Source organism: Nonomuraea purpurea, assembly GCF_042650645.1.
GTDB lineage: Bacteria > Actinomycetota > Actinomycetes > Streptosporangiales > Streptosporangiaceae > Nonomuraea > Nonomuraea purpurea.
Window position 1 is genome coordinate 343037 of record NZ_JBHSBI010000007.1, and the last position, 25004, is coordinate 368040.

Sequence of the window (25004 nt, forward strand, 5' to 3'; positions counted from 1 at the left end):
TAATTGCGAGGAGGTTGCAATAACCAATAGATCCGCTTTAAGGTCACCTGCATGAGGCGAAGATTCGCACTGTTCGGGGTGTTCGTCCTAATGCTCAGCGCGTGCTCGGCTCCGTCGGAGCCCACAGCCGCCCCGGCGAGGGACGACACGGCCGTGTTGGGGTTGGGCCCGGAGCCCGACTCGCTCAACCCCGTGCTCGGCTACGCGCCGGACGGGGGCTCGCTGATGTTCGACGGGCTCGTGCGCCGTACTCCCGACCTGAAGCTCCAGCCCGCGCTGGCCGAGTCGCTGCCGGAGGCGAAGGGCCAGGAGGTGCGCTTCACCCTCCGCCAGGGCGTCACCTTCCACAACGGCAAGGCACTGACCAGCGCCGACGTCGTCTACACCTACGAGCAGGTGCTGAAGCCCGCCAACAACTCCCCGCTCAGGGGCGACTACGCGGCCATCGAGAAGGTCACCGCGCCCGACGCCCGCACGGTCGTCTTCCACCTGGCCTACCCCTACGCGCCCATCCTGCAGCGCACCACGCTCGGGATCGTCCCCGAGAGCTCCGGCCTGTCCGCCGACCCCGTCGGCACCGGCCCGTACACGTTCGTGTCGTGGGCCAAGGGCGACAAGATCACGTTCAAGGCCAACGACCGCTACTGGGGACAGGCGCCCGCGGTCAAGAACCTGGTGCTCGCCTACACCGCCGACGACAACGCGCGGGCCACCCGGATGGCGGCCGGCGAGTTCACCGCCACCGAACTGCCGCCCAAGGCGGTCGCCCGGTTCAGGAACCAGCAGGGCATGACCGTCCACGAGGTGCCCACCGCCGACTACAGGGGCGTCATGTTCCCCATGGACCAGCCCGTCACCGGCGACCTGGCCATCCGCAAGGCGCTCAGCCTGGCCGTGGACCGCTCCGCCATGGTGTCGGCCATCCTGGCCGGCGCGGGCAGCCCCGCGTTCGGCCCTGTCGCGCCCGGCACCGACTGGCACAACCCGGCCGTGACCGGATCGGGCTCGCCCGACCGCGCCAAAGCCGTGGCCACGCTGGAGCAGGCCGGATGGAAGGCCGGGACGGACGGCATCAGGGCCAAGGACGGCACCGCCGCCCGGTTCACACTCATGTACCCGGCAGGCGACTCGCTGCGCAAGGAACTCGCCCTCGCCGTGGCCTCCGACGCCAAGCAGGTCGGCATCGACGTGCGGCTCGCCGGGCTCGACTGGGACGCCATCGACCAGCGGCTGTCCAAGGACGCGCTGATCATGGGCTTCGGCGCCCCGTACGACCCCGACTACACCAACTACGAGCTGTTCCACTCCTCCTTCGCCGGCCAGGGCTACTTCAACCCGGGCCGCTACGACAACCCCGAGGTGGACCGCCTCTTCGAGACCGGCCGCCGCACCTCCGACCAGGCCGCCCGCAAGCGCGCCTACGACGAGGCGCAGCAGCGCATCAGCGACGACGCCGTCTGGCTGTACCTGGTTTACCTCAAGCACACCTACGTCGTCCGTGGCGAGTGGACCGGCATCACCGTCGGCGTCGAAGGACACGAGCACGTCACCGGCGGCCTGCTCGGCACGATCGTGAACTGGAAGCCCGCCTCGTGACCTGGGCGCGCATCGTGGCGTGGCGGCTGGCGTTCGCCGTGCCGCTGCTGCTGGCGGTGACGTTCGGGATGTTCGCGCTGGCCAAGGCGTCCCCGTTCGACCCCGTACGGCAGTACCTGGGCGAACGCGCCATGGTCACCAGCCCCGAGATCGTCGCCGAGATCAGGGCGAACTGGGGCCTGGACGAACCGCTCGTCCAGCAGTACGCGACCTGGCTCGGCAACCTGCTCACCGGCGACCTCGGCGAGTCCCGTTCGCTGCGGCTGCCGGTCGCCCAGGTGATCGGCGAGCGGCTGGGCTGGACGCTGCTGGTCGTCGCCTGCGCGCTGGCGGTGATGCTGGCGGCCGGGCTCGTCCTCGGCACGCTGGCCGCCTGGCGGCGCGACTCGTGGGTGGACCGGCTCATCACCGGCACGGCGTTCACCAACGAGGCCGCGCCCGTCTTCTGGGTGGGGCTGCTGGCCATCTGGGTGTTCTCCGTGACGCTGGGCTGGCTGCCCGCAGGAGGGCTCACCGACGCCGCCTCCGCCACGGTGACGCTGCCCGACCTGGCGCGGCACCTGGTGCTGCCCGCCGCGGTGCTGGCGATCTCGCAGTCGTCGTGGCTGCTGCTGTTCGTGCGGGAGTCGGTCATCGGCGTGCTTCGGGAGGACTTCGTGACGGGGGCGCGGGCCCGGGGGCTGCGCGAGCGCACCGTGCTGGTGCGGCACGCGCTGCGGTCGGCGTTGTTGCCGTTCATCACGATCATGGGGGCGCGGGTGCCCGAGCTGGTGACCGGGGCCATCCTGGTCGAGAGCGTCTTCTCGTGGCCAGGCGTGGCCGGGACCACGATCAAGGCGGCGCTGGCGGTGGACTTCCCGCTGCTGGCGGCGCTCACGCTGCTGGCGACCGTCGCGGTGGTGGTGGGCAACCTGGTGGCGGATCTGGCGTACACGGTGGCCGATCCGCGCGTGCGCGTGCTCGGGGTGAGCTGATGGAATCCGCGACGACGCAGAGCACGGGATCGGTGCGCCAGGCTCGCGGACCCGGACGCTACCGGCTCGCCTTCGCCACGCTCGCCGTCCTGGTGGCGGCCGTGGTGCTGGTGCCGCTGATCGTCCAGCTCGACCAGCAACTGGTGGACCTGCGCGCGGCCGGCCTGCCGCCGTCGCCCGCCCACCCGTTCGGCACCGACGAGGTCGGCCGGGACGTGCTCGTCCGCTCGATCTACGGGCTGCGCGTCTCGCTCCTGATCGGCCTGGTGGCGGCGGTGGCAGGCGTGACCGTCGGCGGCCTGATCGGGCTCGTCGCGGGAGCCGTGGGCGGGATCGCCGACCGGCTGCTGATGCGGGTCGTGGACGGGTTCAACTCGCTGCCGCACCTGCTGTTCGGCATCTTCATCGTGGCCCTGTTCGCGCCCAGCGCCACGGCGGTGGTCGTCTCCGTGGCCGTCACCCACTGGACGAGCGCCGCCCGCATCGTCCGCTCCGAGGTGCTGTCGTTGCGGGGCAGGCCGTTCGTGGACGCCGCCATCTCCGGCGGGTCGAGCAGGTCCCGGATCGTGGTCCGGCACTTCCTGCCCAACCTGGCGCCGCAACTCCTGCTGGCGACCGTGCTGATGGTCCCGCACGCGATCTGGCACGAGACCGCGCTCAGCTTCCTCGGGCTCGGCCTGCCCGCCCACCTGGCCTCGCTCGGCAACATGATCAACGATGGCCAGCGGTCGCTGCTCGCCGGCGACTGGTGGTCCAGCCTCTTCCCCGGGCTGCTGATCCTGCTGCCGACGCTGGCGGTGTCGGGGGTCGCCCAGTACGTACGCGATCGCGCGAATCCGCGCTGGAGATCGGAGCTGGTCCTGTGAACCTGCGCCTGGACGGGCTGTCGGTGCGCTTCCACATACCGGGGGCGGTGGTGCACGCGGTCACGGACGCCCGCTTCGAGCTGCGGGCCGGGCGCTGCCTGGCCGTGGTGGGGGAGTCGGGGTGCGGCAAGTCGGTGATGGCGCACGCGCTGCTCGGCCTGCTGCCCGGCAACGCGACGGTGAGCGGGCACGCCTGGCTGGGGGATTCCGACGACGCCATCGACCTGGTCGCGGCCACGGAGAAGGTGCTGGCCAGGCAGGTACGGGGCCGGATGGTCGGGCTCGTCCCGCAGAGCCCGGCCGCCCATCTCACCCCGGTGCGCACGGCCCGCGCCCAGCTCGCCGAGACGCTGCGCGAGCTCGGCCGTGCGGAAACACCGGAGGAGCTCGCGGAACGGGCCGGGCTGCGCCCGCAGGACCTGGACCGCTACCCGCACCAGCTCTCCGGCGGCATGGCCCAGCGCGTCGCCAACGCCCTGGCCCTGGCAGGGGACCCGCCGCTGATCCTGGCCGACGAACCCACCACCGGCCTCGACCGCCCCCTGGTGGAGGCGACCATGGCCGAACTGCGCCGCCTGTGCGACGAGGGCAGGACGGTGCTGATCATCACGCACGACCTGCGCGCCGCCGAGCGGGTGGCCGACGACATCGCCGTCATGTACGCCAGCCGCATCGTGGAGCTCTCAGAGGCGGGGACGTTCTTCGCCGGGCCCCGGCACCCGTACGCGAAAGGGCTGCTCGACGCGTTGCCATCACGCCGGTTCGTGCCGATCCCCGGCCGGCCGCCCGAGCTCACCCGACTGCCCGACGGCTGCGCGTTCCTGCCGCGCTGCTCATGGGCGACGCGGGCGTGCGACGAACGGCCGCCATGGCGTCGCGCGGGGGCGGCGGCGACGGCCGAGAGGGTGGCGTGTCACCATGCTTGAGGCCACCGGCGTCACCGTCGCTTTCGGCCGGCACCGGGTGCTCGACGGGGTGAGCCTGTCCGTACGGCCCGGTGAGGTCGTCGGCCTGGCCGGGCCCAGCGGGTGCGGCAAGTCCACGCTGGCCCGCGTCCTCGCCCTGCTCCTGCGGCCGTCGGCGGGCACGGTCGGCATCGACGGGCGGGCGGTGACGCGCTGGCGGCACCGCGCGCCGCAACGCACGTCCATCGGGCTGATCTTCCAGCAGCCCCGGCTGGCCGTCGACCCTCGTTTCACCTTGCTCGACGTGATCACCGAGCCGCTGCGCGCCGCCCGGCGGCCGCTGGAGCGGGCGACCAGGCTGGCCGAGGAGCTGGGGCTGACGCCCGAGTTGTTCGTCCGGCGGCCGCACGAGGTGTCGGACGGCCAGCTCCAGCGGGCGTGCGTGGCGCGGGCGCTGGCGCTCGAACCCCGGTACCTGATCTGCGATGAGATGACCACCATGCTCGACGCCTCGACCCAGGCTCACCTCGTCGCCCGGATCGAGGCCTATCGGGAGCGTACGGGCGCGGGGGTGCTGGCCATCAGCCACGACGCCGAGCTGCTCGACCGCTGGTCGGGCGGGAACGTTCAGGAATGGCAACCCCGGCCGACGGAAATTGCCGGCTAAAAGGAGCGTTCCGGCGCAGAGGCGCGCGCGGCGGTTATCGCATCTTCCACGCTGTCATGCACCGGCACATGGTTCGACACACCCGTTATCTCAAAAAGGCGAGTGGGCAAGGGCTGCGCGGAGGCGAGATGGACCGCGCCGCCGTGCCGAAGCCGGTCGGTGGTGCAGGTCAGCAGCACGTGCAGCCCCGAACTGTCCATGAACGGCACCCGTGACAGGTCGAACACGAGCCGTTCGCCCGGCGACGACCGCGCCTTCGCGACGTACGCCTCGAACTCTCCGCGGTTGGTGGCGTCCATCTCGCCGCACACGGCGATCACGGTCACCCCGGGAAGTCGCTGGTGCGACAGCGTTAAAGGCGACATCAACGACTTCTCCGCTTTTGCCCGGCGAACGTGACCATCAATGAAGAATAGACCGCCGGAGTCGTCAGCGATATCCCGATTTCACCCGCGAGATATCTCGATGGGGTGTCGCTCAGTGACCGTGGCCGTGGCCGACGAACGCCCCGGCCGGCTTGCCCGGCGGTACCAGCACCGACGAGACGACGGCCGCGACGCCCGCCGCCACGGCGCACACCGTCAGCCCCGAGACGAAACCGCTCACGCCCGCCGCCGAACCCGGCACGAGGCTCGCCGCCGCCACCGTCGACACGACGGCGACGCCGATCGAGCCGCCGAGCTCGTGGAAGGTGTTGATGACGCCGGAGGCGACGCCGTTCTCGCCGGGAGGGATGTTCGCCATGGTCGTCGTGGTGGCCGTCACGAACGCGGGCCCGATGCCCAGCGCCGCCAGCACGAATCCGGGCAGGAGCGTGGTGTAGGCGTCGGCGTCGGGGGAGATGCGCGTCATCAAGGCCGCCCCCGCCGCCGTCAGCACGAACGCCACCACCGCCACGGGCCGCCCGCCGACCTTGCCGATGAGGTGCCCGCCGAGGTGCGCCCCGATCGTGATCGCCACCGCCACGGGCAGGAACATCAGCCCGGTCCGCAGAGCGCTGAACCCCAGCACGTGCTGCAGGTAGAGCGAGCTGAGGAAGAACAGGCTCAGCATCAGCCCGGTCGCCAGCAGCATCACGAACGTCCCCGAGAGCACGGGGCGGCGGGCCAGCGTCTCGGCGCGCATCAGCGGCGAGCGTACCGACCGCTGGATCACCACGAACAGCGCGTACAGCACCACCGCGCCGGCGAGCGGCAGCAGCGTGCCCGCCGCGCCCCACCCGGCCTCGCCCGCCGTCACCAGCCCGTAGATCAGCAGCGCCGTCGCCACCGTGACGACCAGCGCGCCAGGCACGTCGACCCGTTCCCGCCGGCCGGGGACCGAGGGGACGAGGGCGGGCACCGCGGCCAGCACCAGCAGCCCGATCGGGACGTTGACGAAGAACACCCACGTCCACCCGGGCCCCTCGGTCAGCAGGCCGCCGAGCAGCACGCCCAGGGCCGCCCCCGTCCCGCCGATGGCGGCCCAGACGCCCAGCGCCCGCCCGCGTCGTTCGCCGTGGAAGGCGGTGGTGATGACGGCGAGGGCCGAGGGCGACAGCAGCGCCGCGCCCACGCCCTGCGCCCCGCGCCCGGCGATCAGCATCGCGCCGCTGCCGGCCAGCCCGCAGACCAGCGACGCCGCCGTGAACACGGCCAGGCCGGCGAGCAGCGTGCCCCGCGCGCCGAAGGCGTCGGCCAGCCGTCCGCCGAGCACCATGAGGCCGCCGAAGCAGAGGGTGTAGGTGGTCACGACCCAGGTCAGCGCCTCACGCCCGAGGCCGAGGTCGTCGCCGATGGTCGGCAGGGCCACCTGGACGACGGTGATGTCGATGATCAGCATGAACTGGGCCAGGCAGAGCAGCACCAGCACACCCCAGCCGCCGCCGGTGGCGCCGGTCCGGGGTGGGGCGTGCCCGATAGGGGAAGTCATCGATAAACTCCTAACTCGAACATTGATGTTCAAGTTAACACACCGTACGCCGGTAGGGTGTCACGTCATGAACACGAGACCGTCGGGCGCGAAGCCTCACGCGAACGCGCCGGCCGGGAACCAGGCCCGACCGGCGCGTCGTGAATGTGCCCTATCCGAGGTGCCGGGTGAAGAAACGCAGCGAGCTGCCGGTCTCGAACTCGGGGATCTCCCCATGCTTGCCGGGGTTGGCGTGCAGCGTCTTGTCAGCCGAGGCCAGAGCGTCGAACAGCGCCAGGCCATGGACCCGCGGCACCTTGTCGTCGTCCCACTGGAGCAGGAACCGCACCGGGACGGTGACCCGGGCGGCGGTCTCGGCCAGCCCGTGTACACCGTGCAGGCCCAGCACCGCGGCGCGGACCCGGGGCTCCGCCGCGACGAAGGGGGCGCCGAGCCCGCAGCCCATCGACATGCCCCAGTAGCCCATCGGGCCGACGCCGACGACGTCGAGTTCCTGAACCGCGGTCACGACCGCCTGCCATTCCGGGACGGTTTGGCCGGCGAGGAATGTGTGCATGGTGGCGAGCTGGGTGGAGTTGTCCCCACCCGCGAGGAGGGCGGCCCGCAACTCGGCCGCGACCCGCGCGAACTCCTCGGATTTCGGCCGGTCTCCGTGGTTGGGCGCATCGACCGCGACCACCGCGAAACCGCCCTCGGTGACGAAGCGATGCGCGCGGGCCACGATGCCCGGAGTCTTCTTGTGCTGCCCGCCGCCGTGGCCCATCAGGATCAGGGGACGAGCTCCGACGGCGTCTTCCGGAGTCCACAACACGCCGGGTATCTCGCCGAGGGTGAATTGTTGTTCGGTGACGCCGTTCAACGACGTCCGGGAGGTGAAGCGCACAGCGTTTCACGCCTTTCGGGAGGCCTTCTGCGGGCGCTCCCTAGACCATGCGAGGCAGGGAGCCCCGACCTGTCACAACGTTGATCGGTCTCACCTCCTCAGTTCGCGGCCATGCACGGCGACGCCCGAACGTATCACACAGCCAGGGAGATCAGCTCGGTGCGGTGGTCTCGGCCCGAGAGAGCAGGGACAACATCGTCTCGACCAGGACGCGTTCGACGTCCGTGGCCGCCAGACGGCCGGCCTCCCGTTCCTGGGCGGCGCTGTGGATGATGGAGAAGAACGTGGTGACCAGCCACGGCAGCGGCAGATCGGTGCGGAAGGCCCCTTCACGCTGCCCCCGTTCGATCAGCCGCCGCACCCGGCGCAACGGCCGATCGTGGTGTTCCCTGATGCGTTCGGTGGCCAGCACCCGGTCGGCGGCCACGAACAGCCGCCGGTGCCGGTCGAGGACCTCCCAGGACGTGCGGAGCAGCCCCGCCATGGCCTCCCGCGCCGGTGCGGTGTCGAGGGACTCGTCCTGCAGCGCCGCGTCCGCCAGGCCCACCGCGTGATCGAGAACGGCGTCCACCAGCGCCTCCCGCGACGGGAAGTGCCCATACAGCGTCACCCGGCCCACCCCGGCGGCCTTGGCGACGTCGGCCACGCTGGCGGCGGGGTCGGCGCCCAGCAGCCGGGTGCCCGCCTCCAGGATCGCGGCGATGTTGCGCTCGGCGTCCGCGCGCCGGGCGGGTACGGGCTGTCGAGCCGCGGTCTTGGCCATGCGACCACCTTACGACGCGGCGGGCCGGCGACTCGACGGGCGGACAGGTCCCCTGGCGGGCTACAACTCCAGGACGTGATCGAGCAGCGACTGCAGGGTGACCGCGCCGATCAGGCGTCTGTTGTCCATCACCGCCACCAGCGGGCTCCGCGTTCTGGCCATCAACGCGGCCAGTTCGAGCACGGTGGCGTCCAGGTCGGTCACCGGCAGCTGGCGCGGCTGTTCCGGCAGGCATTCGCGGACGGTCCTGCCCCCGAGTTGGCGCAGGAACAGGTCGGCGTGCGCCTCGTCCACGACCCGGGCGAGCGCGGGGTCGTCCTGGCAGTAGCGCGGCACGGCCAGGCGCAGCACCTGGGTGCCCGGCAGGATGCTGAGCGGCCGGCCCTTGTCGTCGAGCAGGATGAGGCCGGGCAGGTCGCGCTCGGCGAGCAGCCTGGCGGCCTCCAGGGCCGGGGTGTCCAGGGTGACCGTCGGGAACTCGACGGCGAGATCGCGTGCGCGCATCAGTGGCCTCCGACCGACAGCCTACCTAGGGCCTGTACGGAGTTGAGATCAGAGGGATTGCCTGCGGTATGGCCGAGGGTCCTGGTAGGCCATCGGGCATGGCGCGCGGAGACCTCACTGACGAGGAATGGTCCTTGATCGAGCCTCACTTGCCGCTGGGTGAGCGGGGCCCGATCCCGGATCTGCGAGGCTGTTCAACGCGGTGATGTGGCGGTTTTCGTACCGGCAGCCCGTGGCGGGACTTGCCGATCGAGTACGGGCCATGGTCCAGCGTCTACGATCGGTTCCGCTCCTAGGCGCTGAACGGCGTGTTCGAGCAGCTGATGCAGGCGATGATCGCTGAGACCGCAGCTCGTGGGCAGGCCGACCTCGACCTGGTCAGCATCGACTCCACCACCGCCCGCGCCCACCATCATGCCGCCGGAATGGTCTTGGACGGCGAACTGAGCGCCGCGCTGGAAGAAGCCGCCATACAGGAAAAGGGGCTATGCCAAAGGGGCAAAACGCCCGCAACAGCGATCCCGACGGCGACGGGGACGGCGGCGAGGGAAACGCACGACGGCAGCTACGACGCCGGCACCGGTTCCGGCTGAAGGCGGCCAAACTGGGCCGCTCGCGAGGCGGCCTGACCAGCAAGGTGCATCTGTCGGTCGATGGTCGATGCCGTCCGCTGTCGCTCGTCCTGACGGCCGGTCAGGCCGGAGACAGCCCGCAGTTCCGCGCCGTGCTGGAGCGCATCAAGATCCGCCTGCCGATCGGCCGTCCGCGCACCAGGCCGGACGCGGTGGCCGCCGACAAGGCCTACTCCTCCCGCGGAAACCGTGTCTACCTGCGCCGACGCCGGATCAAGGCGGTCATCCCGGAGAAGGCCGACCAGGCGGCCAACCGCAAGAAACGCGGTTCTCGCGGCGGCCGGCCGGTCACCCATGATCCCGATCTCTACAAGCAGCGCAACACGGCCGAACGCTGCATCAACCGGATGAAGGAGTGGCGCGGGCCGGCCTTCCGGTTCGACAAGACGCCTGACAGCTATCTGGCCAGCCTGCACCTACGCGGAGCCGTCTTATGGATCCGAAGGCCTCCAACCAGCCTAGAGATCCGAACCCCACACAGGCTCTAGTGCCCAGCAGGGCTAATCCCGAGCAGGACGAGCGTGCCCCAAAAAGCCAGGAAGGGGTTCCGTCGACGACACCTCGGCTGGCACCTCCGGTTCGAAGAGGTCATAGCCTCTTGCACGGAGCATGCCTGCGGCGCGTTGAGGACTCGTCTCTCCCGGCCAGTTCTCGACTGGCTCCCACAGGCCGTAGGTCCACGTGGTGAGGTTCTTGCGGGTGCTGGAGCCGCCGTGACGGCGAAGCAGGACGCCATCGGCCCGCAGCAGGAACTGGCCCGTCACAAACCCACCGATGTCGTCATCATTGAAGTCGAAGCAATAGTCCCAGTGACGCACGCTATCGGGTGTGCTCATGGCGCGAGTCTACAGGCGGAGATCGCCAGTGGTCAGATCTGCACCAGCAGCAATCCGCTGGGAATGCAGCGACTGCTGAATGCGGCCTGGTGGGATGCCGACGCCATGGCGATAACCTGCGTGCCTATGTGGTTGAACACCTGGGTGCATGTGATGGTGTACTGTGATCGGCCGCCGAACGCGAACAACTCACCTGCCGCGGGTTCCTGAACGATCGGTTCCGCTCCTGGGCGCTGGCCGGCGTGTTTGAGCACCTGATGCAGGCGATGATCGCCGAGGCCACAGCTCGTGGGCAGGCCAGCCTCGACCTGGTCAGCGTCGACTCCACCACCGCCCGCGCCCACCATCATGCCGCCGGGATGGTCTTGGACGGTGAGCTGAGCGCCGCGCTGGAAGAAGCCGCCATGCAGGAAAAGGGGCTACGCCAAAGGGGCAAAACGCCCGCGACGGCGACGGACGAAGGCAGCTACGACACCGGCACCGGTTCCGGCTGAAGGCGGCCAAACTGGGCCGTTCGCGGGGCGGCCTGACCAGCAAAGTGCATCTGGCGGCCGACCATCGATGCCGTCTGCTGTCTTTCATCCTGACTGTCGGCCAGGCCGGAGACAGCCCGCAGTTCCGCGCTGTGCTGGAGCGCATCAAGATCCGTCTGCCCATCGGCCGTCCGCGCACCCGGCCGGACGCGGTGGCCGGCGCCGACAAGGCCTACTCCTCCCGCGGAAACCGCGTCTACCTGCGCCGACGCCGGATCAAGGCGGTCATCCCCGAGAAGGCAGACCAAGCGGCCAACCGTAAGAAGCGCGGATCCCACGGCGGCCGGCCGGTCACTCATAATCTCGATCTCTACAAGCAGCGCAACACGGCCGAACGCTGCATCAACCGGATGAAGGAGTGGCGCGGTCTGGCCCTCCGGTTCGATAAGACACCCGAAAGCTATGTGGCTGGCCTGCACCTACGCGGAGCCGTCTTATGGATGCGAAGCCTCTGACCGGCCTAGAGATCCGAACTCCATACAGGCCCTAGTTCTCCCCTTGTCGATCTTTGAGATTCCTGCTTTTGGTGGGCTTCGTCGCGGTGCGGGGGAAAGCGTGGCGGATGTCGCTCAGCCGGGAGGCGGTGACGACTTACCGGAGGAGGTCGCGGGCGGCCATCAGGGCGAAGCCGAGCAGGTTCAGCCCCTGCCAGGTCGCCGGTGAGGCGGCGCGCTCGTCGGAGGCCGTCAGGCCGATGCCCCAGACCCGGTCCTGTGGGCTGGCCTCGACGAGCACCCGCCTGCCGGTTTCGAGCAGGAACGTTCGCAGATCCGCGTGCTGCCCGAACTTGGCCACGCTTCCCCGTACCACGATGTCGAAGCGGCGGGCCTCCCATGTCGCCTCGTCGAACGCCCGCACCGTTCGTCCCAGTTTCTTGGCCTCGCCCGGATGCCCGGCGGCGAGGATCTTGCCGGCGTTCTCCTCGTCCCCGAACAGCCACGCCTTGTGCGCCATCATGTAGTGCTCGGCCGAGGCGAAGGTGTGCCCGTCCTCGGTGAACGAGACCGGCCACCACTGGCTCAGGCATCCGGGCCCGACGCTGCCGTCGCGGGAAGGCTGATGTCCCCAGAAATAGAGATATTTCAGGGAATGCCCGGATGATTCCGCAGTTATGGCCTCTTCGACGGTCATGGGAAGCATGCCCTTACGTTGCCACATCGGCGGCCCGCCCGAGTTCTTCCGCGCCCTGGCCTGACGGGAACTCTGATCAGGCGCGAAACGTCAAGAACGCGTAAGGGCGCATGGTTGTCGCGTCAAGGGCCCGTAGTTTCGCTGGCGTTCCCGAGGGCTGTTACCGTAGTGCGCGGTGCGCCGGGAAGTCGGGTCGGCAGGGGTTGTCGGCTGGAGTTCTTCGCGGAGGCGTTCTTCGATGTGTGACCCGAAATGCAAAATCTGAGGGGCGAAGTCCGGCCATGAGCGTGCCGTCGTTCCGGCATCCCGCCCAAATCGTGGCCGCCGGGTTCTTCCTCGCCGTGATGATCGGCACCCTTCTGCTCATGCTCCCGATCGCCACTACCGACCGCCAGTCGGCCGACTGGGTGGTCGCGCTGTTCACGGCGACCTCGGCGGTCTGCGTGACCGGGCTGGTGCTGGTCGACACCGCCTCCCACTGGTCGATGTTCGGCGAGGTGGTGATCGCCGGGCTGGTCCAGGTAGGCGGCCTGGGGATCATGACGATGGCCACCGTGTTCACCCTGCTCGTCGCCGGACGGCTGGGGCTGCGGGCCCGGATCGCGGCCCAGGTCGAGACCAAGACGCTGAGCATGAGCGACGTTCGCCGCGTCGTACGGAAGGTCGTGCTGTTCAGCCTCGTGTGCGAGGCCATCGCCGCCGTCGTGCTGGCCGCGCGCTTCATGATCGGCTACGGCGAGCCGTTCGGCCGCGCCGTCTACCTGGGTGCCTTCCACTCGGTCACGGCCTTCAACAACGCGGGCTTCGCGCTGTGGCCCGACAACCTCATGCGGTTCGTCACCGACCCGTGGATCTGCCTGACGATCGCCATCGCCGTCATCGTCGGCGGGCTCGGCTTCCCCGTGGTGTTCGAGCTGGCCCGAACCTGGCGGCACCCGCGCAAGTGGACCGTGCTGACCCGCATCACCGTGGGCGTGTCCGTCACGCTGCTGGGCCTGGGCACCATGGTCTTCCTGATGACCGAATGGCGCAATCCGGCCACGCTGGGCGCCCTCGACGACCCGGGCAAGCTGCTGGCCGCGTTCTTCGCCGCGGTCATGCCACGCTCGGCCGGGTTCAACACCCTCGACATCGCCCAGATGGAGCCGTCGAGCTGGCTGGCCATGGACCTGCTGATGTTCATCGGCGGGGGCAGCGCGGGCACCGCGGGCGGGCTCAAGGTCACGACGCTCGGCCTGCTGGCCTTCGTCGTGTGGGCGGAGATGCGCGGCGAGAGCCGGGTCAACGTCGGCCACCGCAGGCTCCCCGACGCCACCCAGCGCCAGGCCGTCACGATCACCACGCTGGGGGTCGTGCTCGTCGCGATCTCCACGTACGTGCTGCTCACGATCACCCCGCACAGCCTGGACCAGGTGCTGTTCGAAGTGATCGCGGCCTTCGGCACGGCGGGGCTGTCCACCGGCATCACCGCGAGCCTGGGCACGGCCGGTCACCTGCTGCTGGCGGTGCTGATGTTCATCGGCAGGATCGGCCCGCTCACCCTGGGGTCCGCGCTGGCGCTCAACCGGCGCACCCGCCACTACGAGCTACCCGAGGAGCGAGTCCCCGTTGGCTGAGCACAAGAGTCCCCCCGTAGTGGTCATCGGCCTGGGCCGGTTCGGCACGTCGCTGGCCCTGGAGCTCGTCCGGCGCGGCACCGAGGTCCTCGCCATCGACCACCGGCCCAAGATCACCCAGGGGCTGTCCGGGCAGATCACGCAGATCGCCACCGCGGACGCCACCGACATGGAGGCGCTGCGCCAGCTCGGCGTGCCCGACTTCTACCAGGCGGTGGTCGCCGTCGGCAGCGACATCGAGGCCAGCATCCTGACCACGTCGCTGCTGGTCGAGCTGGAGGTCAACGACATCTGGGCCAAGGCGATCAGCACCCAGCACGGCCGCATCCTGAGCCGCATCGGCGCCCACCACGTCGTCTTCCCCGAACACGACATGGGCGAGCGGGTCGCCCACCTGGTGAGCGGGCGCATGCTCGACTACATGCAGGTCGACGAGAACTTCGCGCTGGCCAAGACCAGCCCGCCCAAGGAGTACGTCGGCGTCCCGCTCGGCACGTCCAACCTGCGCCGCAAGTACGGCGTCACCATCGTGGCCGTCAAACCGCCCGGTGAGGAGTTCACCTACGCCACGGCCGATACCGAGCTGTCCTACGGCGACATCATCCTCGTCTCCGGCCGCACCGAGGAGGTCGAACGCTTCTCCGAACTCCCCTGAGCGCGGGGCCGTCTCGCGAGCCGGGCCGTCCTTGAGGGTGCGGCCGTCTTGGGAGCCGGGCCGTCCCTGAAGGCGGAGCCGTTCCCGGAACGCAGGCAGGCGGCCGGTCAGGTCGGGAAGCGCAGGTAGGCGGGCGGAACGAGATCGGCCAGCCACACCCCGTTGTCGCTGCGCCGGAACGGATGCCCGTCACCGTGCATCGTCCCCGCCGCCACCACCAGCACCACGGGAACGCCCCGCCGGGCCCCCACCCGCATGGCCGTCTCCCGATCGGGCGACAGGTGCACGTGGTGCCGGTTCATCGGCCGCAGCCCCTCCTTCTTGATCGCCGCCACGAACCGCCCGATCGTGCCGTGGTAGAGCACCTCAGGCGGCTCCAGCGCGGGCAGCCCCAGCTCGACCGGGACGGAATGCCCCTGGCTGGCCCGGATCCGCCCGTCCTCGACCGCGTACCTGCGCTTGTCGTTGGCCGCGACGACCTCCCGCAGTTCCTCGGCCGTGATCGGGAACCCGTGCTCGGCAGTCGCCCGCAGCAGCACATCGACGGGCACCCAGCCGCCTGCGTCGAGGGTGATGCCGATGCGCTGCGGATTGTGCCGCAGATGTTTGGCCAGGTACTTCGAGATGCGCACCATGCGTCGTTCGTCCATCACGTCCATGGTCCCGCGCCGGTCAATCCGTTTTCCCCGGTTCCGGCACGTTCGCCCACGCCGCCGGCGGCTCGCACGAACGCAGCCACGCGGCCGGCGGCGCGGCCCGGACGCCGACGATCCCGCCGACGATGGCGCAGGTCGTATCGATGTCCCCGCCCGCCGCCGCGGTGGTCCAGAAGGCCGTCGCGTAGTCGTCCAGGTTGCGGGCCGCCGCCCAGATGGTGAACGGGACCGTGTCATGGGCCGAGACGGCCCGGCCGTTGCCGAGCACGCGGGCAGCCGTGACCGGATCGCCGATCGTCAGCAGGCGCCGGGCCTGGACGATGCCGTCGCGTACCATGCCGCGCGGCGTGTGGTCCAGGACCTGGTCGATGAAGCGCCCCGGACTCGGCACGGACCCCGAGGAGTTGACCGCGGTCGCGACGGCCACCGCGATCGCGCCCGCCGCCGCCTCCGGATGCGTGTGCGTGACCTCGGCCGACAGCCGGGCCTGCGCCGCCGTCCTGGGCAGGTTGTAGGCGAACCAGGCGCCCACCGGCGCCACCCGCATCGCCGCGCCGTTCCCCCATGAGCCCTTGCCGTCGAACAGCCCGGACGCCAGTTCCCGCCAGTTCCCGCCCTCGCGTACGAGGCGGAGCATGCGGTTGGTCGCGGGCCCGTAGCCGCGGTCGAAGTCGTGGCGCTCGGCGAAGCTGCGCGCCAGCAGGTTCTGATCGACCTGACCGGTGTCGACCAGGACGCGGTAGATCGAGCAGGCCATCTCGGTGTCGTCGGTCCACTGCCACGGCCCCGGTGGGAGCGTGCGGTCGGAGAGTGCCTGGCGGTTGGCGGGGACGAAGAACTGGGAGCCGAGCGCGTCGCCCACGAGGAGGCCGTAAAGGGAAGCAGTTGCCTGTATCAAAGAATCGGCTGACATTTCGCGTCATTGTGGCACATATGGTGACTGGGCCCGCACCAGTACGTCCCCCGCCTCCGTCCGGTAGTAGAGCACCGATCGCCCGGCCCGCCTGCGGCCTACCAGGTTCGCCTCCAGCAGCACCTTCAGATGCCGCCCCACGGACCCCAGCCCCTGGCCGGTGAGCGCCACGAGTTGCGTCGTGCTCTTCGGCGCGTCCAGCAGCACCAGCACGCCCGCCCGCGCGGGCCCCAGCAACCGCCCCAGCGCCTCCGGCGCCCCGCTCCCGATGTCCGCCAGCGTCCCCGAGCACGGGTACACCACCGCCGACCGGAGCGAGCCGTCCCACGACACCCAGGTCTGGCGCGGCGTGACCGGCACGAACAGCAACCGCGCCCCCGACAGCTCCCGAGGCGGGTGGTCGTCGGCGTGGACCCGCAGCCGCCCGTCCCCGAGCCAGCGCATTCCCGGCCGCAGCCCGTCCAGCGCGGCGGCCCAGCCGCCCCGGCCGAGCCGCGCCGTGCGGGCGACGGCGTCCGCCTCGATGACGCGCCGCCGCCGCTCCCAGTACGGCAGCACCGACTCCCGCCACACCCACTCCAACAGCTCGGCCAGGCGTCCGGGCAGGTCGGAGCGGTTGAGCGGGGCCGGGAGCGGGCCGCCGAGCGACTCCGCCAAGTCGTCGCGGGCCACCTCAGGCGGCGTGTGGCGGACGTGGGCCAGTTCGTCCTCGAAGGAGGGCTCGCCGTCGCCGGCAGGCGTGGGGGTGAGGAAGGTGGCGTTCCAGGTGGGCCGCAGCGCGGAGCGGACGAGGAGCGCCGTGATCGGGTCGGCCGCCAGCCGCGCCCGGTAGGACGGCAGGTGGGCCTCCAGCCAGGCGCGCTCGCCCGGATGCGCCGCCGTGCCCCGCTCCAGCGTCTTCAGCGTCGCGACGGCCTCGGCCAGCGGCGAGAGCACGAAGCGGCTGCCCGCGAGCGTGTCCGCGTTGATCTGCCACCAGCCCAATGCCGTCGCCTTCCCGTGAAACCGTTGACCGCCCACCAGCCGAATGCTTTCGCCTCCCCGCGAAACATTAACGCCAACGCCGCCCCGACGCCGAGACTCCAGGCTCATGCGCACCTATCGGGAGCTGTTCGGGGCTCCGGAGTTCACGCCGCTCTTCCTGGCCTCGGCCGGGCAGGTGGCCGCCCAGACGGTCGGCGGGCTGGCCCTGGGCACCCTCGTCTTCGCCGCGACGGGCTCGCCACTGCTGTCGGGGCTGGCCATGTTCGGACCGGCGCTCGGCCAGGTGGCCGGCGCGATGACACTGCTGTCGGCGGCCGACCGGCTGCCGCCGCGCGCGAGCCTGGCCGGGCTGGCGCTGCTGGCCGGGTTCGGCACCGCCGTCCTGGCGGTCCCCGGGCTGCCGGTCTGGGCGGTGCTCGCCGTCGTCCTGGGGCAAGGGGTGTTCGCCTGCCTGGGCGGCGGCGTCCGCTACGGGCTGCTCAACGAGCTCCTGACGGCCGAGGGGTACCTGCTCGGCCGCTCCGCGCTCAACATGGCCTCGGGCGTCGTGCAGATCGCCGGCTTCGCGATCGGCGGCGGGCTCGTCCACGTCCTGTCGCCGCGCGGCACGCTACTCGCGGCGGCCGCCCTGTACGCGCTCACCGCCGCCGTCGCCGCCCTGGGACTCACCGGCCGCGGGCCCCGCGCCACCGGCAGGCCCTCACCGGCCCAGACATGGCGGAACAACGCGCTGCTGTGGTCGGAGCGGCCCCGCCGCCGCGTCTACCTGGCACTCTGGCTCCCGAACGGCCTGATCGTGGGCTGCGAGTCGCTGTTCATCCCCTACGCTCCAGAACACGCGGGCCTGCTCTTCGCCTGCGCGGCCTCCGGCATGCTGGCCGGTGACATCCTGGCCGGACGGTTCCTGCCTCCTGCCTGGCGGTTACGCCTCGTGGCGCCCCTGTACCTGCTGCTCGCGGCCCCGTATGTGATCGTCGCCCTGGGCCAGGGCGTGCCCGTCGCGGCGGCGGCCATCGCGGTCGCCTCCGTCGGCTACGCCGCCACCCTGCTCCTCCAGGAGCGCCTCATGGCGCTGACCCCCACGGAGCTGAGCGGGCACGCGCTCGGCCTGCACTCCTCCGGCATGATCACCACGCAGGGCCTGGCCGCGGCCCTCGCCGGCGCCCTGGCCGAGTACCTGACGCCCGCGACGGCGATGGGCGTGCTCGCCGTGGCCTCCGCCGCGCTCACCCTCGCGCTCGGCGTCCCGGGTGGCGCGGCGCGTCCGCGCGTCCGTGGAAGGTCGCGGTTGTGAACCGGCCACGCCGATCTCCTCGGAGATTAGAACGAGGCTTGGCATCCGGTTGGTGCGCCCCTGGGTAGGTGCGCAACATGGACAGCCTGGTCGAAGCACCCGCCCGCCGCATGCCCGCGCCGCCTCGCGAGATCGACGTCGACACCCTGCGCCGCCGTCTGGAAGAGGCCGTCGACGGCGAGGTGCGCTTCGACGACGGCAGCCGCGGCCTCTACGCGCGCGACGCCTCCAACTACCGGCAGGTCCCGATCGGCGTCGTGGTGCCGCGCACGCTGGAGGCCGGGGCGGCGGCGGTCGCGGTGTGCCGCTCCCGCGACGTGCCGGTGCTCTCGCGCGGCGGCGGCACCAGCCTGGCCGGGCAGTGCTGCAACACGGCCCTGGTGATCGACTGGACGAAGCACTGCAACCGGGTCGAGTCGGTGGACGTGGCCCGCCGCCGCGTCACGGTGCAGGCCGGGGCCGTGCTCGACGCGGTCAACCACGTGCTGGCGGCCGACGGGCTCATGGTCGGGCCCCAGCCGTCCAGCCATCCGGCCTGCACGATCGGCGGCATGATCGGCAACGACTCGTGCGGGGCCTCCGCGCAGGCGTACGGGAAGATGGCCGACTCGGTGCTGCGCCTGGAGATCCTCACCTACGACGGCGTGCGCGCGTGGGTGGGGCCCACGAACGAGGAGGAGTACGCGCGCATCCAGGCGGCGGGCGGGCGGCTCGCCGAGATCTACCGGCGGCTGCGCGAACTGCGCGACGAGACCATGGAGCTGGTCCGCACCCGTTTCCCCAAGCTGGAGCGGCGCGTGTCCGGCTACAACCTCGACCAGCTCCTGCCCGAGAACGGCTTCAACCTGGCCCGCGCCCTCGTCGGCAGCGAGGGCACCCTGGTGACCGTGCTCCGCGCCGAGCTGGCCGTGGTCCCCAAGCCGGCCGCCAGGGCGGTGGCGGTGCTGGGGTTCGAGGACATCTTCAAGGCCGCCGACGCCGTCCCCCAGGTGGCCGGGCACCGGCCGCTCGCGCTGGAGGCCATGGACGAGACCCTGTACCGGCTGGCGAGCGAGGAACGGCGCGGCGATCTCGCGCTGCGCGACCTGCCCGCCGGGGCGGGGTGGCTGCTGGTGCAGTTCGGCGGCGACACGCCCGAGCAGGCGGGCGAGCGGGCCGAGGAGCTGATGCGCGACATGGGCCCGCACGTCACCCACTGCTTCCTCGGCAACCAGGCCGAGGAGGACCGGCTGTGGCGGCTGCGGGAGTCGGGGCTGGGCGTCGAGGCGTACCCGCCGACGGGGCGGCAGACCTACGAGGGGTGGTCGGACGCGGCCGTCCCGCCCGAGCGGCTGGGCGCGTACCTGCGTGACTACGAGCAGTTGCTGCGCCGCCACGGCTACGCCGACTCCGCCCTGTACGGGCACTTCGGCCAGGGCTGCGTGCACGGGCGGCTCCCGATCGACCTGCACACCGACGACGGGATCGCGAAATATCGGGCGTTCGCCGAGGAGGCCGCCGACCTGGTCGCCTCCTACGGCGGCTCGCTGTCCGGCGAGCACGGCGACGGCCAGGCGCTGGCCGAGCTGCTGCCGAGGATGTTCGGCCAGGAGATCGTCGAGGCGTTCGGCCGCTTCAAGGCCGTCTTCGACCCCAGGAACCGGATGAACCCCGGCAAGGTCGTCCACCCGCGCCGCCTCGACGAAAACCTGGCCCAGCGGCACTTCTACCCTCTGGAGCCCGCGCGCAAGTACTTCGACTACCCCGACGACCACGGACGTTTCGGCCACGCCGCCGCCCGCTGCGTCGGCACCGGCCAATGCCGCAAACACACCTTCGAGGGTGGCGTGATGTGCCCCAGCTACCGGGTGACCCGCGAGGAGAAGCACTCCACACGCGGGCGCGCCCGGCTGCTGGAGGAGATGGTACGCGGCGACCTCATCACCGACGGCTGGCGCTCGCGGGCCGTCCACGAGGCGCTCGACCTCTGCCTGGCCTGCAAGGGCTGCAAGTCGGAGTGCCCGGTGAACGTGGACATGGCCACCTACAAGGCCGAGTTCCTGGCCCACCACTACCGGCTCAGGCTCCGTCCGCGCGCCCACTACTCGATGGGCTGGCTGCCGCTCTGGGCGGCCCTGGCCTCCGGCGCGCCCGGCGCGGTGAACGCCCTGACCCGGGCCCCCGGGCTGTCACGGCTGGTCAAGGCCGTCGCGGGGGTGGCCAAGGAAAGGGAGCTGCCCAAGTTCGCGGGGCAGAGGTTCATCGACTGGTTCAACCGGCGGGTGCCCGAGGGGCCGGGCACGCGGGGACGGGTGGTGTTGTGGGCCGACACGTTCACCAACAGCTTCGACCCGCACATCGGGCAGGCCGCGGTGCGGGTCCTGGAGGCGGCGGGATTCGAGGTGCGGGTGCCGCCGGTGACGTTGTGCTGCGGTCTGACGTGGATCTCCACGGGGCAACTCGGGATCGCGCGGCGCGTGCTGGCCCGCAGCGTGCGGGCGCTGCGGCCGTGGGCCGAGGCGGGGGTGCCGGTGGTGGGGCTGGAGCCGAGCTGCACGGCCGTCTTCCGCTCAGACGGGCCCGAACTGCTCAACACGCCCGACACGCGACTGGTCTCCGAGCGGACGCTGACGCTGGCCGAGCTGCTCCAGACGCGGGCGGGCGACTGGCGTCCGGGTTCGGCGGGCGGGCAGGCGGTGGCGCAGGTGCACTGCCACCAGAGCGCCATCATGGGCTACGACGCCGACCGGGCTGTGCTCGACCGGTTCGGGATCCGTACGTCGGTGCTCGATTCCGGCTGCTGCGGCCAGGCCGGAAATTTCGGTTTTGAACGCGGCCACTACGACGTCTCCGTCGCCTGCGCCGAAGAAGCGCTCTGGCCCGCCGTACGGGCGGCCGGGCCGGACGAGGCGATCCTGGCGGACGGCTTCTCCTGCCGCACCCAGATCGCCGCCGCCCACACCGGCCGCCGCGCCCGCCACCTCGCCGAACTCCTCGACACGGCCCTCCACCCACAGGCATGATGACCCGCCCGCGCGGGCCCGGCGGTGCGGGTCGTGAGGGAAGGGCGGGCCAGGACTACTCGACGGGCCCGTTCACCTGCTCCCAGCGTTCGTCCGCGGGCAGGTCGCGATGCTCGGCCGCCTTCGGATCGGGCGCCGTCGCCTTGAGCAGCGCGACCAGGGCGTCGGCGGGCTGTCCGACCACCCGCGCCGCCATCGAGTCGTCGTCCTCCGATGCGGCGGCCCTGGCGGCGTCGAGAGTGCGGGCCGTGCCCTGCGACTCGCCCTGCCCGATCACGCCCTCGTCGTAGGGCAGCGTCCCTCCGGGGCCCAGCGGTCCCCAGCCGGTGCTGTAGTGGGACAGCGCCATCAGGTAGGTGTGCCCGCTCTCGATCCGGGAGCTGTCGTCGGGGGCGATCCGCCCCCGTTCCGAGCCGCTGAACTGCCAGCCCGCCAGCTCCATGGTCACGGAGGACGGCAACGGCGCCGAACCCTCCCGGCTCCACAGCACCCGCTGGATCGCCAGGGTGCCGGACCGCCCGATGTACCCCTCCCCGGCCTGCACCTCCTCGGCGGAGGCCGGGATCTCCTGCTCGGAGACCAGCTTCACCTCGGCCACGTGGTCGGCGTAGCTCGCCCAATCGACGGGCAGGACGGACGGCAGGATGGAGTCACCGTGCGCGATCGTCACCTCCTCGCCCGCGCTCGCGGCCGAAGCCGCCGGGTGGCTCCCGGCCGAGACCGCCGAGAAATAGGCGCCCGCTCCGACGACCACCACCGCGGCCGCCGCTGCCAGCAGGCTCTTCCACGCTCGCATGTGCCGCACCTTCCCTAGTACGTGGCGTTGATCATGTCGACGTTCTGCGCGCCCAGGTGCTCCGAGGCCGATGGCGTGGTCATGCAGCCCAGCCTCGAATCGGAGTTGTCCAGCGGGCGGTAGGCGTTCTTGCCGTGCGTCAGGCCCACGGCGTGCCCTGTCTCGTGACAGACGGTGCTCTTGGGCGGCGTGGACGACTTGAACCGCACGTAGTGCTGGTCACAGGCGTAGGGTTTGGAGTCGACCCGGTCGTTGCACCACGCGAAGCCCACGTATCCACTGGGGATGCTGCCCTGGAAGTAGACGATGTCGGTCTCGCCGCTGCCGGACCACACGACCGTGGACTTGTAGCTGAAGTTGAGATCGGTCGAGTTGAACCGGCCGGCGGCCACGTTGATCCGCGACTTCGCCTCGGCCGAGAGGCCGGAGGTGTTGTAGTAGTAGGTGACCGTACGGTTGTCGGTCTGGCAGAAGCCGGCCCTCACCAACGCGGCGCTGCTCGGGCAGTTCCACGTGGTGTTGATCGTCGGGTACATGTTGTCGGTGATCGGCGCGGCGGCGGCGGGCAGGCTGATGAGCCCCATCAGGGTCAGGGCCGTGGCGATCCCGCCGAATCGGCGTAATGTTCTGCGCAACGCGGGGTTCCTCCATGATCGAAGTCGGACGCGCACCACAACTGTGCCCGTGCGCCCCCGGTCATGTCGTTGGCCGTCGATGGCCACTAATTGACGCACAGTCCACTCAGGACTCCAGGCTCAGCTCCAGGCGGCGGGCGAGGCCGGTGTTGCGGCGGCGGCCCAGCCGGTGGACCGCCAGCTCCAGCGCCTCCCGCTGCCCCACCAGCACCACCCACGCCTTGGCCCGGGTCACCAGCGTGTACAGCAGCTTGCGCCGCAGCATGATCCCGCCGGACTCCGCCACGATCGGCGCGACCACGAACGGGTACTCGCTGCCCTGCGAGCGGTGCACGCTGATCGCGTAGGCGTGCGTCAGGTCGTCGAGCTCGTCGAAGCCGTAATTGACACTCTTGCCGTCGTCGGTGCGGATCTCGACCGCGCGCTCCTCGCGGACGACCGCCGTCACCGTGCCGGTCTCGCCGTTGAAGACGCCTTTGTCGTAGTTGTTGCGGATGGGCATCACGCGGTCGCCCACCCGGAACACCGTGGCCCCCGACCAGTGCTCGGCCTTGTCGTCGGCGGCCGGGTTGAGCTGGTCCTGGATCAGCCGCCCGAGCGCGGTGGCGCCCGTCTCGCCCTTGCGCATCGGGCACAGCACCTGCACCTGGCCCGGCTCGACGTTCTGCTTGCGCGGGATGGCGACCATGGCCAGGTGGGCGACCCGTCGCGCGACCTGCTCGGGGTCGTCGAGCTCCTCGAACCAGAACCCGCCCCCGCCGGGCGTCATCGGCATGCGGCCGGCGCGGATGAGGTGGGCGGCCTCGACGATGCCGCTGCCGTCGGCCTGACGGAAGACGTGGGTGAGCTGGACCCTCGGGACGGTCATGACGCGCAGCAGGTCGGCCAGCACGTCGCCGGGGCCGATGCTGGGGAGCTGGTCGCTGTCGCCGATGAACAGCAGGTGGCTGCCCGACGGCACGGCGGCGGTGAGCCGGGTGGCCAGGTGGAGATCGAGCATGGACGCCTCGTCGACCACGATGAGGTCGGCCCGCGCCGGGCTCTCGTCGTCGAACAGCGTCTCGGGGTCGGGGTCGGGCTGGTGGGCGAGCATGCGGTGCACGGTCATCGCCGGCAGGCCGGTCAGCTCGGACAGGCGCTTGGCCGCCTTGCCCGTGGGCGCCGTGAGCGTCACCGTGCCGCCCCCGGCTTTGACGGTGGTCGCGATGGCCTTGACCGTGTGGCTCTTGCCGCTTCCCGGGCCGCCGGTGAGGATCGAGACGGTGCTGGTCAGGGCCATGTTGACGGCCGCGCGCTGGTCGTCGTGGAGGCCGGGGTCCTCGCGGTAGGGGCGCAGGGGCAGGGTGGAGGGGGCCCGCATGAGCCGGGTGACCTCGGCCGTCAGCGCCACCTCGCGGCTGTGGACGTGCTTTGCGTAGGCCACCTCGCGCCCCGGCTGGGCGGGGTCGGTCTCCACGACCAGCCGGCGGTCGGCGATGAGCGCGTCGACCGCCGGACGGACGAGATCGGGGTCCTGCTCGATCAGCTCCGCCGTCTCGCGCACCAGCGCCGGCAGCGGCACGAAGCAGTGCCCTTCGCGGCTGCCGGCCGCCTCCAGCCGGTCGAGCAGCGCCGCCTTGACCCGCTGCGGGCTGCGCTCCGGCACCCCCGACTGCAGCGCGATCTTGTCGGCGATCCTGAACGCGATGCCCCGCACCCGCCCGATCAGCCGGTATGGGTCGGTCGCGAGCACCTCGTCGGCGTCCTGCCCGAACACCTGGTAGATCTTGGCCGCCAGCAGCGGGCTGACCCCGAGCCCCTGCAGCGTCACCATCAGCGCGGCGATCGACTTCTGCTCCCGCCACGCCTCGACGATCTGCCCCTGGCGCAGCGGCCCGATGTTGAGGACCTCGGTCAGCCGCCCGGGCTCGCTGTCGATCACCTTGAGCGTGGCCTCGCCGAAGTGGTCGACGATCGCGTACGCCAGCCTCGGCCCGATGCCCCTGATCAGCCCAGAGCCCAGATAGACGCGGATGGCCCGCACCGACGACGGCGCCACCCGCTCGCACCCGCCGACGGCGAAGCGCCTGCCGTAACGCTGGTGCCTGCCCCATTCGCCGGTCAGCCGCAGCGTCTCGCCCGGTTGCACCCCGGCCAGCGCCCGCCCGGTGGCCACGAAGTCGGGCTCGCCGTCGGCGCTCATGCGCGCGACGGTGTATTCGTCCTCGCGGACGTAGACGAGCTGCTCGACCGACGCCTCCACACCTGAGATC

22 protein-coding genes and 2 pseudogenes are annotated in these 25004 nt (G+C 71.1%); 12 read left to right on the top strand and 12 right to left on the bottom strand.

What is annotated here, in order from left to right; genetic code table 11:
• Positions 1–51: 51 nt before the first annotated feature.
• The 5 genes from ACFOY2_RS16870 to ACFOY2_RS16890 are packed head-to-tail and all read left to right on the top strand — an operon-like array spanning position 52 to position 5008.
• Positions 52–1596: an ABC transporter substrate-binding protein gene (locus ACFOY2_RS16870; protein ID WP_379528969.1), complete on the top strand. Its 1545-nt coding sequence runs from the start codon at positions 52–54 to the stop codon at positions 1594–1596.
• Positions 1593–2570, top strand: coding sequence for an ABC transporter permease (locus tag ACFOY2_RS16875; protein ID WP_379528970.1), 978 nt, complete (start codon positions 1593–1595; stop codon positions 2568–2570). Before ACFOY2_RS16870 ends, ACFOY2_RS16875 begins: the two co-directional genes overlap by 4 nt.
• Positions 2570–3436 (top strand): ABC transporter permease, encoded by an 867-nt coding sequence (locus tag ACFOY2_RS16880; RefSeq protein ID WP_379528971.1) that lies wholly within the window; start codon positions 2570–2572, stop codon positions 3434–3436. The genes ACFOY2_RS16875 and ACFOY2_RS16880 overlap by 1 nt, the downstream gene beginning before the upstream one ends.
• Entirely contained in the window at positions 3433–4362 is a 930-nt protein-coding gene (locus ACFOY2_RS16885; RefSeq protein ID WP_379528972.1) for an ABC transporter ATP-binding protein, read from the top strand. Before ACFOY2_RS16880 ends, ACFOY2_RS16885 begins: the two co-directional genes overlap by 4 nt.
• Complete coding sequence (locus ACFOY2_RS16890; protein ID WP_379528973.1) at positions 4355–5008, top strand: ABC transporter ATP-binding protein; 654 nt, start codon at positions 4355–4357, stop codon at positions 5006–5008. Before ACFOY2_RS16885 ends, ACFOY2_RS16890 begins: the two co-directional genes overlap by 8 nt.
• On the opposite strand, the gene ACFOY2_RS16895 is transcribed toward ACFOY2_RS16890, so the two are convergent.
• The 5 genes from ACFOY2_RS16895 to ACFOY2_RS16915 all read right to left on the bottom strand — a co-directional run bounded on the left by ACFOY2_RS16895 (position 5005) and on the right by ACFOY2_RS16915 (position 9069).
• Complete coding sequence (locus tag ACFOY2_RS16895; protein ID WP_379528974.1) at positions 5005–5373, bottom strand: STAS domain-containing protein; 369 nt, start codon at positions 5371–5373, stop codon at positions 5005–5007. The genes ACFOY2_RS16890 and ACFOY2_RS16895 overlap by 4 nt on opposite strands.
• Before the next feature lie 112 nt (positions 5374–5485).
• A complete protein-coding gene (locus tag ACFOY2_RS16900) occupies positions 5486–6919 on the bottom strand; it encodes an MFS transporter (protein WP_379528975.1) in 1434 nt (477 codons plus the stop codon).
• A 151-nt stretch (positions 6920–7070) separates the two neighbouring features.
• Positions 7071–7802 carry an alpha/beta hydrolase family protein gene (locus ACFOY2_RS16905; RefSeq protein ID WP_379528976.1) on the bottom strand — a complete coding sequence of 244 codons (732 nt, stop codon included), beginning with the start codon at positions 7800–7802 and terminating at the stop codon, positions 7071–7073.
• Between the two features lie 151 nt (positions 7803–7953).
• A complete protein-coding gene (locus ACFOY2_RS16910; protein ID WP_379528977.1) occupies positions 7954–8565 on the bottom strand; it encodes a TetR/AcrR family transcriptional regulator in 612 nt (203 codons plus the stop codon).
• 60 nt (positions 8566–8625) lie between these two features.
• Entirely contained in the window at positions 8626–9069 is a 444-nt protein-coding gene (locus tag ACFOY2_RS16915) for a CBS domain-containing protein (protein ID WP_379528978.1), read from the bottom strand.
• 98 nt (positions 9070–9167) lie between these two features.
• On the opposite strand from ACFOY2_RS16915, the pseudogene ACFOY2_RS16920 reads away from it, so the two are divergent.
• The 3 genes and pseudogenes from ACFOY2_RS16920 to ACFOY2_RS16930 form a co-directional block, all read left to right on the top strand.
• Positions 9168–10189: pseudogene (locus ACFOY2_RS16920) on the top strand (IS5 family transposase).
• A gap of 225 nt (positions 10190–10414) precedes the next feature.
• Positions 10415–10747, top strand: a complete 333-nt coding sequence (locus ACFOY2_RS16925) for a hypothetical protein (protein ID WP_379528979.1) — start codon at positions 10415–10417, stop codon at positions 10745–10747.
• 5 nt (positions 10748–10752) lie between these two features.
• Positions 10753–11525: pseudogene (locus ACFOY2_RS16930) on the top strand (IS5 family transposase); the annotation flags it as partial.
• Positions 11526–11661: 136 nt separating this feature from the next.
• On the opposite strand, the gene ACFOY2_RS16935 reads toward ACFOY2_RS16930, so the two are convergent.
• Positions 11662–12210 carry an NADAR family protein gene (locus ACFOY2_RS16935; protein ID WP_379528980.1) on the bottom strand — a complete coding sequence of 183 codons (549 nt, stop codon included), beginning with the start codon at positions 12208–12210 and terminating at the stop codon, positions 11662–11664.
• A gap of 272 nt (positions 12211–12482) precedes the next feature.
• On the opposite strand from ACFOY2_RS16935, the gene ACFOY2_RS16940 reads away from it, so the two are divergent.
• Complete coding sequence (locus ACFOY2_RS16940; RefSeq protein WP_379528981.1) at positions 12483–13817, top strand: TrkH family potassium uptake protein; 1335 nt, start codon at positions 12483–12485, stop codon at positions 13815–13817.
• Positions 13810–14472, top strand: coding sequence for a potassium channel family protein (locus ACFOY2_RS16945; RefSeq protein WP_379528982.1), 663 nt, complete (start codon positions 13810–13812; stop codon positions 14470–14472). Before ACFOY2_RS16940 ends, ACFOY2_RS16945 begins: the two co-directional genes overlap by 8 nt.
• Positions 14473–14579: 107 nt before the next feature.
• On the opposite strand, the gene ACFOY2_RS16950 is transcribed toward ACFOY2_RS16945, so the two are convergent.
• From ACFOY2_RS16950 to ACFOY2_RS16960, 3 genes are read right to left on the bottom strand one after another with little or no spacing between them, the layout of a single operon-like run.
• On the bottom strand, positions 14580–15122 hold the full coding sequence (locus ACFOY2_RS16950) for an RNA 2'-phosphotransferase (protein ID WP_379528983.1): 543 nt from the start codon (positions 15120–15122) through the stop codon (positions 14580–14582).
• Positions 15123–15144: 22 nt separating this feature from the next.
• A complete protein-coding gene (locus tag ACFOY2_RS16955) occupies positions 15145–16041 on the bottom strand; it encodes an ADP-ribosylglycohydrolase family protein (RefSeq protein WP_379528984.1) in 897 nt (298 codons plus the stop codon).
• 6 nt (positions 16042–16047) lie between these two features.
• The gene (locus tag ACFOY2_RS16960; RefSeq protein ID WP_379528985.1) at positions 16048–17061 is read right to left on the bottom strand and encodes an ArsR/SmtB family transcription factor; all 1014 of its coding nucleotides are present in this window, start codon (positions 17059–17061) and stop codon (positions 16048–16050) included.
• A 70-nt stretch (positions 17062–17131) separates the two neighbouring features.
• On the opposite strand from ACFOY2_RS16960, the gene ACFOY2_RS16965 reads away from it, so the two are divergent.
• Both ACFOY2_RS16965 and ACFOY2_RS16970 read left to right on the top strand, forming a co-directional pair.
• Positions 17132–18319: an MFS transporter gene (locus ACFOY2_RS16965; RefSeq protein ID WP_379528986.1), complete on the top strand. Its 1188-nt coding sequence runs from the start codon at positions 17132–17134 to the stop codon at positions 18317–18319.
• A 77-nt stretch (positions 18320–18396) separates the two neighbouring features.
• The gene (locus tag ACFOY2_RS16970; protein ID WP_379528987.1) at positions 18397–21321 is read left to right on the top strand and encodes an FAD-binding and (Fe-S)-binding domain-containing protein; all 2925 of its coding nucleotides are present in this window, start codon (positions 18397–18399) and stop codon (positions 21319–21321) included.
• 55 nt (positions 21322–21376) lie between these two features.
• Here the strand turns inward: ACFOY2_RS16970 and ACFOY2_RS16975 are convergent, their stop codons facing one another.
• From ACFOY2_RS16975 to recD2, 3 genes are all read right to left on the bottom strand, one after another.
• On the bottom strand, positions 21377–22117 hold the full coding sequence (locus ACFOY2_RS16975; protein WP_379528988.1) for a hypothetical protein: 741 nt from the start codon (positions 22115–22117) through the stop codon (positions 21377–21379).
• Between the two features lie 14 nt (positions 22118–22131).
• A complete protein-coding gene (locus ACFOY2_RS16980) occupies positions 22132–22752 on the bottom strand; it encodes a hypothetical protein (RefSeq protein WP_379528989.1) in 621 nt (206 codons plus the stop codon).
• A 106-nt stretch (positions 22753–22858) separates the two neighbouring features.
• A complete protein-coding gene (recD2, locus tag ACFOY2_RS16985) occupies positions 22859–24994 on the bottom strand; it encodes an SF1B family DNA helicase RecD2 (RefSeq protein WP_379528990.1) in 2136 nt (711 codons plus the stop codon).
• Between the last annotated feature and the right edge of the window lie 10 nt (positions 24995–25004).

What these genes read in the sequence shown, in the direction of transcription:
- ACFOY2_RS16870 (WP_379528969.1), top strand. Translation starts at nt 52, where the DNA reads ATGAGGCGAAGATTCGCACTGTTCGGGGTGTTCGTCCTAATGCTCAGC.
- ACFOY2_RS16880 (WP_379528971.1), top strand. Translation starts at nt 2,570, where the DNA reads ATGGAATCCGCGACGACGCAGAGCACGGGATCGGTGCGCCAGGCTCGC.
- ACFOY2_RS16890 (WP_379528973.1), top strand. Translation starts at nt 4,355, where the DNA reads ATGCTTGAGGCCACCGGCGTCACCGTCGCTTTCGGCCGGCACCGGGTG.
- ACFOY2_RS16895 (WP_379528974.1), bottom strand. Translation starts at nt 5,373, where the DNA reads ATGTCGCCTTTAACGCTGTCGCACCAGCGACTTCCCGGGGTGACCGTG.
- ACFOY2_RS16900 (WP_379528975.1), bottom strand. Translation starts at nt 6,919, where the DNA reads ATGACTTCCCCTATCGGGCACGCCCCACCCCGGACCGGCGCCACCGGC.
- ACFOY2_RS16910 (WP_379528977.1), bottom strand. Translation starts at nt 8,565, where the DNA reads ATGGCCAAGACCGCGGCTCGACAGCCCGTACCCGCCCGGCGCGCGGAC.
- ACFOY2_RS16915 (WP_379528978.1), bottom strand. Translation starts at nt 9,069, where the DNA reads ATGCGCGCACGCGATCTCGCCGTCGAGTTCCCGACGGTCACCCTGGAC.
- ACFOY2_RS16935 (WP_379528980.1), bottom strand. Translation starts at nt 12,210, where the DNA reads ATGCTTCCCATGACCGTCGAAGAGGCCATAACTGCGGAATCATCCGGG.
- ACFOY2_RS16940 (WP_379528981.1), top strand. Translation starts at nt 12,483, where the DNA reads ATGAGCGTGCCGTCGTTCCGGCATCCCGCCCAAATCGTGGCCGCCGGG.
- ACFOY2_RS16950 (WP_379528983.1), bottom strand. Translation starts at nt 15,122, where the DNA reads ATGGACGAACGACGCATGGTGCGCATCTCGAAGTACCTGGCCAAACAT.
- ACFOY2_RS16955 (WP_379528984.1), bottom strand. Translation starts at nt 16,041, where the DNA reads ATGTCAGCCGATTCTTTGATACAGGCAACTGCTTCCCTTTACGGCCTC.
- ACFOY2_RS16965 (WP_379528986.1), top strand. Translation starts at nt 17,132, where the DNA reads ATGCGCACCTATCGGGAGCTGTTCGGGGCTCCGGAGTTCACGCCGCTC.
- ACFOY2_RS16970 (WP_379528987.1), top strand. Translation starts at nt 18,397, where the DNA reads ATGGACAGCCTGGTCGAAGCACCCGCCCGCCGCATGCCCGCGCCGCCT.
- ACFOY2_RS16975 (WP_379528988.1), bottom strand. Translation starts at nt 22,117, where the DNA reads ATGCGAGCGTGGAAGAGCCTGCTGGCAGCGGCGGCCGCGGTGGTGGTC.